Raw genomic sequence first — 8,071 nt, 5'->3', positions numbered from 1 at the left:
CGGCCACGCATCGGGGTCCAGGGGGCTGGCTCCCTGGCAGGTCCAGGACAGAGTCTTGGTGGGGTGCGGGTCGAAGCCCTGACGAAGGCTTTCATATCCAAGGCTTTTTTGAAAGGGTGGCGCATAGTTACATCGGATGTAACGACTCCAATCTTTCAATGGCTCTATGGTGGCGCCACACCACCCACCACCCGTGGACGATGACCATAATCCTCAAGCACGATCACACCCTCAAACCCAGCCTGCACCATCTCCTGCCTGACCGCCTCACCCTGCTGCATGCCAATCTCCACAATCAACAATCCTTTGGGTTGCAAAAAATGGCGCGCAGCCGGGACAAGCCGGCGATAGACCGCCAGGCCGTCATCACCACCCAACAAGGATTCCCGTGGCTCCCAATCCCGCACTTCGGGTTGCAAACCAGCCCACTCGCCGGCAGCAATGTAGGGCGGATTGGCGACAATCACATCAAAACGCTCCCCGGATGTCAGGGGTGCAAACAGATCACCCGCACGGATTTCCACCCGGTCGCTCAAAACCAGACGATCGGCATTCTTCCGGGCACAGGCCAGCGGAGCGGCAGCCATATCGATCCCGACACCCCTGGCCAATGGGTACTCGGTCAACAGACTGAACAGGATCGCCCCACTCCCCACCCCAACATCCAGGATCGCCAGAGGGGATTGTCGTTTCGGCAAGTGTTCCAAAACCGCCTCCACGAGGCACTCACTCTCAGGACGCGGGATCAAAACCCCGGGTGTGACGTGCAGATCAAGCGTCCAAAACTCACGATGCCCCAGAATATAAGCCAATGGCTCACGCGCCGCACGGCGCTTGAGCAGAAGCTTGAAGGCAGCCAGCTCAGAAGCAACCAGAGGCCGGTCGGGATCCAAAAACAGATCGATACGCCGCACCCCCAGAACCTCGGCCAGCAGCAGCTCGCCATCCAGCCGCGGCGCTTCGACGCCACGACCGGCCAGCCAGCCTGCCGTCCATTGCAGCAGCTCTCGAACCGTCCAGGTTCGGTTCACAGTCATATGGATCTCTCCCAAAGCAACTATTCGCCACCCGGCGACGCATCGGGGTCCAGGGGGAAAGCGACTATTCACCACCCGGCGACGCATCGGGGTCCAGGGGGCTGGCTCCCTGGCGGGTCAAGGGCAGCGCCCTTGTGGGGTTCGGGGCGAAGCCCTGACAAAGGCTTTCATATCCAGATTTTTTTTTGAGACGGCGCTGAATGGTTACCTCCCCAAAACGATGACAAGACCGGGATGGAGGTCCAGGAGAACGAGCTGCGCCCTTCTTCTACAATGTTGCTTTCGTGGCGTAACGTTCCATGACCGCCTTGACGATCAAGGGCCAGGCGATGGTCGCATCGGCAAAGACCTCGGCATAGCGACCCCCGGCGGCGGGCGGAACAAACTTGCCCCAACTGATTCCTTCCCGATAGGTGCAACCGGAGAGACCTCCCAAATGCTCCGGTTCCGGACAAATGCGCACACCATACTGGAAACGTACCTGGGCTGGCGGGGTATGCATGCGGTGCCCGAGAATCTCAAAGTAGGGCCCAACCTGCTGAGCATAGTTGCGGGGAACGCCCCCTCCGATGGTGAAGATGCCCAATCGCTTCGCCCCACGGGTCAGGCCGGTGTAATACTCCAGATCGATAAACGGGTTGTACTCCAGGGCCGGACGCCCTTCATGGCGCAGGCGGTGGTTATGCACGGCCAAATCCAGACCCATCTCCGAATCGGTCAGGGCCGGAATCACGATGGGCACGCCGTGACGATAGGCCGAGGTCAAGGGACCACGGGCCTCGGGCTGGGTTGCGCAAATATGCTCACCGATGGCCCGGGTCAAAAAATGGCTGGAAAGAACCGGTGGCAGATCAGACCGGGAGAGCACCTGTACCACCAGATCGGCAGCCTGATCCAGGTTGCTCTCCGGCTCGATGGTATCATAAACCCGGTTATATCCCTTGGCATACAGGGCAGCGTCGTCGTTGTAAGGGTCGCACTTGAAGTGGTGCCCGCCACTGTTTTCCACCACGCCATGGGTCATCAAGGCCCCGGTGGAGATGATGGCGTTGACATATCCCCGCTCGATCATTTCACAGATCACCAACCCCATCTTGGCCACCGTCATGGCTCCCGACAGGGTCAAGACCGTGAAACACTCAGGATCCTTGACCATCGCTTCGAGAACCTCCGCCGCCTCACCAAGGCGGCGGGCCCCAAAGGATGCCTGGGACATGGCACGCACCAGGTCGTCCACCGTCTGGATACGCGAAAGATCCAGAGGCAAAACCGGTTTCATCCCTTCGGCCCCCGGATTGTGATAACGGCGCGGGTCACGTCCATCTACAGGCGGCTGAGACATGTGCGAAACTTTCTGACAAGGGATGCTAAAAACCGGGAGAAGACCCGGGAACATGTCCAAGCTTTATTTGAAGGGGCGCTGAACGGTCACCCATCATGATACATACGCACTACCGCTCGGAGCGACGCGGAAGAGACGCCACCATGGTCTCCGAACGATCCAGCATGGCCACCAACTGTCTGCTGCGTTTGCGAAAATCCGGCATGTGTCGGGCCGCGACAGGCATGGCCGCAGGCGACTGGATCGAGAGGGGATTGATCGCCTCACCGTTGAGCCGAACTTCATAGTGAAGGTGTGGACCCGTTGTGACACCCGTCATACCCACCCGGCCAAGGATTTCACCCTGCCGCACCCGCGAACCTGCATGCAGGTCAGAAGCAAAGTCAGACAGGTGCGCGTAGGCGGTGGAATATTTGCCATTGTGGCGAACCTCCACCAGGTTACCAAAGCTGCTCTTCCGACCACGAAACACGACAACACCATCGCCAGCCGCCCGGACCAGGGTACCAATAGGCGCGGCATAATCCACCCCCTTGTGGGCGCGGGTAAAACCGAATATGGGGTGCTTCCGCTTCATGGAGAATTGCGAGGAAATACGCAAAAAATCCAACGGTGCACGAATGAACATTTTCTGCACATTCTGCCCGTCAGGATCGAAGTAACCAGTGCGCCCGGAAGGATCGGTGTAACGAATGACCCGGTAGGCATGCCCCTGGTTGATGAACTCGGCTGCCAGGATCTCCCCGTCACGCACGGAACGCCCATTTTCGAGATACTCTTCGTAGACGACCGTAAAGCGGTCACCGGTACGGATGTCGCGGGCAAAGTCAACATCCCACTCGAAGAGTTTGGCCAGCTTGATCCCCATCTGCTGCGACAAGCCAACCTTGCGGCTGGCAACGAACAGGGAACCATTCAGAATACTGCTGGCTGTCCGGATGCGGTGCTCCAGCTTGTGTTCGACCATCTTGGGAACAAACTGGTGGTTGTCATCCCGCGTCAGCAGAAAGGTCTCTTCATCGTTGACCGGGTAAGAGAGGGCTGTCAGCTCGCCGTCAGAACCGAAGGCCAGCCGAAACCCTTTGCCGGGTTGCAGGTGATGGGCCAGGTCATAGACAGGTCGCGCAGCGACCGCCACCTCCCGGGTTGTCAACTGATCCACCTCGTTGCGACCTAGGATGGCCGCCAGATGGTCCCCATCCCGTACAAAATCCTTGACGGTCCGGTGCGCGGTTTTAAAAGTCTGCTGCATTTGGGCCATCATGGCATGGTTGGCCTTGCTGCGCGGCGTCCCGATGCGGCCTGTATCTGGAGCAGCGACCGCAACCGGGGGTTCAGCGGGCCGCACGGGGGACACGGGCGAGGAAGATCCGGATCCATCCTCGGATGGCCGGGGCATAGCGATCGCGACATCCTCTGGAGCAGCCCTCAGGCGACGCTGCGCAACCGCATCCGGGGCCAAGGGCTCGGCGCCCTGCGCTCCTGGCGTCGGCACGACCTCCACACGGCCAAGGCGGGCATGGAACGTTCCATCACCCTTTCTCTTCATCTCCAAAACTTCATCCCGCGCCACTGGATAATGTATCGCCTCCAGTTGATTTTCCTGGTCGAAAATCATGCGCAGCACCGACCCGGGTTTCAGATTTTTGACCAGATCAAAAACCCGCTGGCTGGCCCGGGAGACGGCAAGGGAGGTCTTCAAAGGAACTTGGTGCCGATCCAGGACATCCGACAAGGAGTCGCCGGCACGGACCTGGCTCACAACTTCACGTCCCCCGACTTCACGCCCCTCGGCAGCCTGGCGCAGCTCGGCAACGCGCAACGGCGCCGGTTCGGGTGCAGAAAAACGCGCAACCCCCGCCACATGCGCCCCGCCAGCAACGGAGGCCGATCTCGACAAGGGAGACGGCGTTGCCAGCACAATCTTGGCAGAAGAGTCCTGCAACACGGCCTGGGGAGGCAGAGCGACGGCGTTTTTTGCCACCACTTCAACTCTCAAAGGGAGCGGTGTAGGAATCCGGGCCACGGCTGCATGACCACTTTTGGGCCCCTCCACCAGGGAGAGCGGACGCGGAGTCGGTACCCCAAAAGAAGAACTTTTCCCAACGTCACTGCCCGCATTATCACGCTCCCCAACCCGGGCCAAGCCACCCTGTTGCAGGGCATCCAAAACCTTCTGCGAAGCTTCCACGGCGTCTTGAGCCACCTGCACGGCGGTTTTGGTCACATGAGCCAGTTCCGGTTGCGCCGATGACACCACGGCAACGCCAGCCGGCGCACTCCCAACAACACCGCCAGACCCGGATATCATCAAGCCCTCCGCCGGGATTCCGACAGACTCCACCGGCGCCGGCCCGGCCAGACTCCCCATTGCGGATGCAGCGACAGCAACCTCTCCCGACTTCGCCGCCGCCCCAGAATCCATCGCAACCTTGTCAGCCGCGACCGGATCCGGTTTTACCGCCCCCTCGACCAGAGCCACGGCAGAGGATGTTGCAGAGAGTGTCGATGCGAGAGGTTTTGGCGCCAGGCGTGCGTAGGGCGGAACATACGGTTCCGAAGGGGGGGGTAGCAGTTCCGATTTGTGTCGGGCCTCGTCCATCGAGGCCGCACGCGGGATGGCCGCCGGATAGGGCGCCGGGGAGGTCATCCGATCAGCCATCAGAAAGCTACGGTTTTTTTCCGATCCAGTACTGGCATCCAGTGCCCGATGGGCAGCCATGAGACTCAACGTCAGGATGCCGGCCAACACCAGGTAAGAGCGACCGCTACGGTGAAACACCCATCGTCTCTTTCCCGGATTGGGGAAAGGTCTCCCTTTTTGTTGTGCAAATCTGGAAAGCATACGCCCTCTCATCCGATCCAGTCAGAGTATCGATGTCCCGGGATCCAAAATTTCCTGAAAAGTCCCGATATGCAATTTTCGGACCGATCATGACTTTCTTGACGAACGAGCCCGATCCATGGGCGGAGACGAACTCGGAAGTGGGAACCTATCTACTGTCCACGCAGGGGGATGTCAAGGAGAGTTCCTCACTGCTCCCCCCCCCAAACGGCCATATCAGACAGGGCACGGAGGCCCATTCCCTGCTTGCGATCGCGTTTCGGCGTGCGCTCCGGCAAAGGCGGGAAAAGGCCAAAGTTTATGTTCATAGGCTGAAAATTTTCTGTGCATGCTCCGGTGGTGATGTGTGCCAGCAAGGCGCCCATCGCTGTTGAAGAGGGTGGAGGCAAAATTTTTTCCCCTTTTGCCAGCCGGGCCAGAAAAATGCCCGCCAGCAAACCCATGGCCGCCGACTCCACATACCCCTCCACCCCGGTGATTTGCCCGGCAAAAAGCCAATTGGGCTGCGCCCGCAGCTGGAGATGACTCCCCAACAGGCGGGGTGCATCGATGAACGTGTTGCGGTGCAAAGCGCCCAGCCGCATAAACTCCGCCCCCGCCAATCCCGGGATGGTGCGCAACAGGCGCGTCTGCTCCGGCCAAGTCATGCGGGTTTGAAATCCAACCATGTTCCAAAGAGTTCCCAAGGCATTATCCTGACGCAACTGCACCACGGCGTGGGGTTGCTCGCCACTGCGGTGGGGATTGGCAAGACCCACGGGCTTCATGGGACCAAACCGCAACGTCTCCCGTCCCCGGGCCGCCATGACCTCGATAGGCAGGCACCCCTCGAAACAGGGCGTCCGCTCAAAATCCCGGGGAGTCACCTTCTCCGCTGCCAACAATCCGGTCACAAAATCGTCATACTGTTGGCGATCCATCGGACAATTGACATAGTCATCCCCCTCTCCCTTGCCGTACCGCGATTGTTTCCAGGCTATGGAAAAGTCAATCGACTCCAAAGATACAATCGGAGCAATCGCATCAAAAAAAGCCAGCCGCGCACAGCCAAGCTTCTGTTCCAGGTGGTGGGCCAAGGCATCCGAGGTCAGGGGGCCCGTGGTCACCAGCACCAACCCTTCGGTGGGCAACGCCGTCACCTCTTCCCGCACCAGAGTCACCAGGGGGTGGGTGGTCAAGCGCTGCGTGACCCACTCTGAAAATCCATCCCGATCCACGGCCAGGGCACTGCCAGCCGGAACCCTGTTGGCATCGGCGGCTGCCAAAATCAGACTCGCCAACAGGCGCATCTCCTGGTGCAAAACGCCCATCGCATTCCGGACCGGATCATCAGAGCGCAACGAATTTGAACAAACCAGCTCAGCCAACCTGTCGCTTCGGTGGGCAGGGGTCGAACGATGTGGGCGCATTTCGTACAGCCGCACGGGAATACCACGACGCACCAACTGCCAAGCCGCCTCGGCCCCGGCCAGTCCAGCCCCTATGATATGAATGGTCTGCATGGGAGATGTACACTCCTTCGGTAACCGTTCAGCACCCCTTCAAGAAAAGCCCGGACAGGAAAGCCTTTGTCAGGGCTTCGCCCCGAACCCCACCAGGGCGCCGCCCTGGACCAAGCCAGGGAGCCAGCCCCCTGGACCCCAATTCGTTGCCGGGCGATGTCTTGCCATCGTTTTTTGGGCACTTCTCACCCCCGGATACGATCCACCGCCAGCAGAAGAGCCTCCATCTCGGCAGGGCTGCCGATGGTGATACGCAGTTTGTCGGCCAACCGAGGGTCAGCGGCGAAGTGGCGTACAAGAATTCCCTGTTGTTTCAATGCAGTACTCCACTCGGCGCCGGTCAACGACCCGGGAGGAACCGTCGCCAGAATAAAATTGGCCTGGCTGTCGGGTACTTGAAAATCCCGTTGCCGCAGTTGGCCGGTGATGCGCTGCCGCTCGGCACGAATGGCGTCGATGGCAGGGCGAAAGGCCTCCAGATGGGTCAGTGCGGCTGTGGCAGCAACCTGGGCCAGGCGATCCAGATTGTAGGAGTCCCGCACCTTGTGCATCTCCATCGCCAAAGCCGGGGAGGCAAACCCCAAACCAACGCGCAGACCCGCCATGGATAACGATTTGGAAAAACTGCGGATGATCAACAGATTGGGGTGTTCTGACAATAATTTCAGGCCCGTGTCGTCGGCAAAATCGGCGTAGGCCTCATCCAAAACCACCACACCCGAAGTACGCCGGCAAAGATCGGCCACGCTATCCAAATCAACGGCATGACCGGTGGGGGCGTTGGGTCGGGCCACAATGATCAGATGAGCCTGCACGGCTGCCAGTTCAGTCACGGGAAGGGTCAGACTCTCCCCCCAGGGGATGGCCACATAACGACCATTTTGCATGCGCGTCAGAGGTTCATACAGGGTGTAGGTGGGGTCCGGGGCAGCCACAAGACGACCGGTATCGACAAAAAGACGCAGGATCATGGTCAGCAGGTCATCGGAACCGTTGCCAACCACCACCTGGTCCGGGTGCAGACCAAAAGCGGTGGCAGCGGCCTCCCGGACCGGCTTGGCGTCCGGTGGCGGATAGAGACGCAAAAGATCACCCACTGCAGCAACAATGGCCCGGCAAACCACCTCGGGAGGCCCATAAGGGTTTTCGTTGGTGTTGAGCTTGATGACCTGTTGTCCGGTCGGTGGTTGCTCTCCCGGAACATAACCAGCCATGGCCAAAATGTTTGGACGTACCCAGTGGTGCAGAGCCATCAAATATTCTCCACAAGACAGAACTTCAGGAGGAAGGGTTGTGCCCCAAAAAATAACGCTTGAAAGACTGGGATGGAGGTCCAGGAGGAAGG

The 8,071-nt window shown here is 59.7% G+C and carries 5 protein-coding genes; all 5 read right to left on the bottom strand.

Annotated features, from left to right (window positions below):
• Positions 1 to 164: 164 nt before the first annotated feature.
• Positions 165 to 1,031 carry a peptide chain release factor N(5)-glutamine methyltransferase gene (gene prmC, locus HQL63_15130; GenBank protein MBF0178158.1) on the bottom strand — a complete coding sequence of 289 codons (867 nt, stop codon included), beginning with the start codon at positions 1,029 to 1,031 and terminating at the stop codon, positions 165 to 167.
• 274 nt (positions 1,032 to 1,305) lie between these two features.
• Positions 1,306 to 2,379 carry a deoxyhypusine synthase family protein gene (locus HQL63_15125; protein MBF0178157.1) on the bottom strand — a complete coding sequence of 358 codons (1,074 nt, stop codon included), beginning with the start codon at positions 2,377 to 2,379 and terminating at the stop codon, positions 1,306 to 1,308.
• Positions 2,380 to 2,488: 109 nt separating this feature from the next.
• Positions 2,489 to 5,161 (bottom strand): peptidoglycan DD-metalloendopeptidase family protein, encoded by a 2,673-nt coding sequence (locus HQL63_15120; protein MBF0178156.1) that lies wholly within the window; start codon positions 5,159 to 5,161, stop codon positions 2,489 to 2,491.
• 251 nt (positions 5,162 to 5,412) lie between these two features.
• A complete protein-coding gene (trmFO, locus tag HQL63_15115; protein ID MBF0178155.1) occupies positions 5,413 to 6,726 on the bottom strand; it encodes a methylenetetrahydrofolate--tRNA-(uracil(54)-C(5))-methyltransferase (FADH(2)-oxidizing) TrmFO in 1,314 nt (437 codons plus the stop codon).
• 185 nt (positions 6,727 to 6,911) lie between these two features.
• Positions 6,912 to 7,979, bottom strand: a complete 1,068-nt coding sequence (gene hisC / locus HQL63_15110; GenBank protein ID MBF0178154.1) for a histidinol-phosphate transaminase — start codon at positions 7,977 to 7,979, stop codon at positions 6,912 to 6,914.
• Positions 7,980 to 8,071: the final 92 nt, after the last annotated feature.

The sequence above is a fragment of the Magnetococcales bacterium genome, assembly GCA_015231175.1.
Taxonomy (GTDB): domain Bacteria; phylum Pseudomonadota; class Magnetococcia; order Magnetococcales; family DC0425bin3; genus HA3dbin3.
The sequence above is the reverse complement of the archived record's forward strand: the minus strand, read 5'-3'. Positions and strand labels throughout refer to the sequence as shown.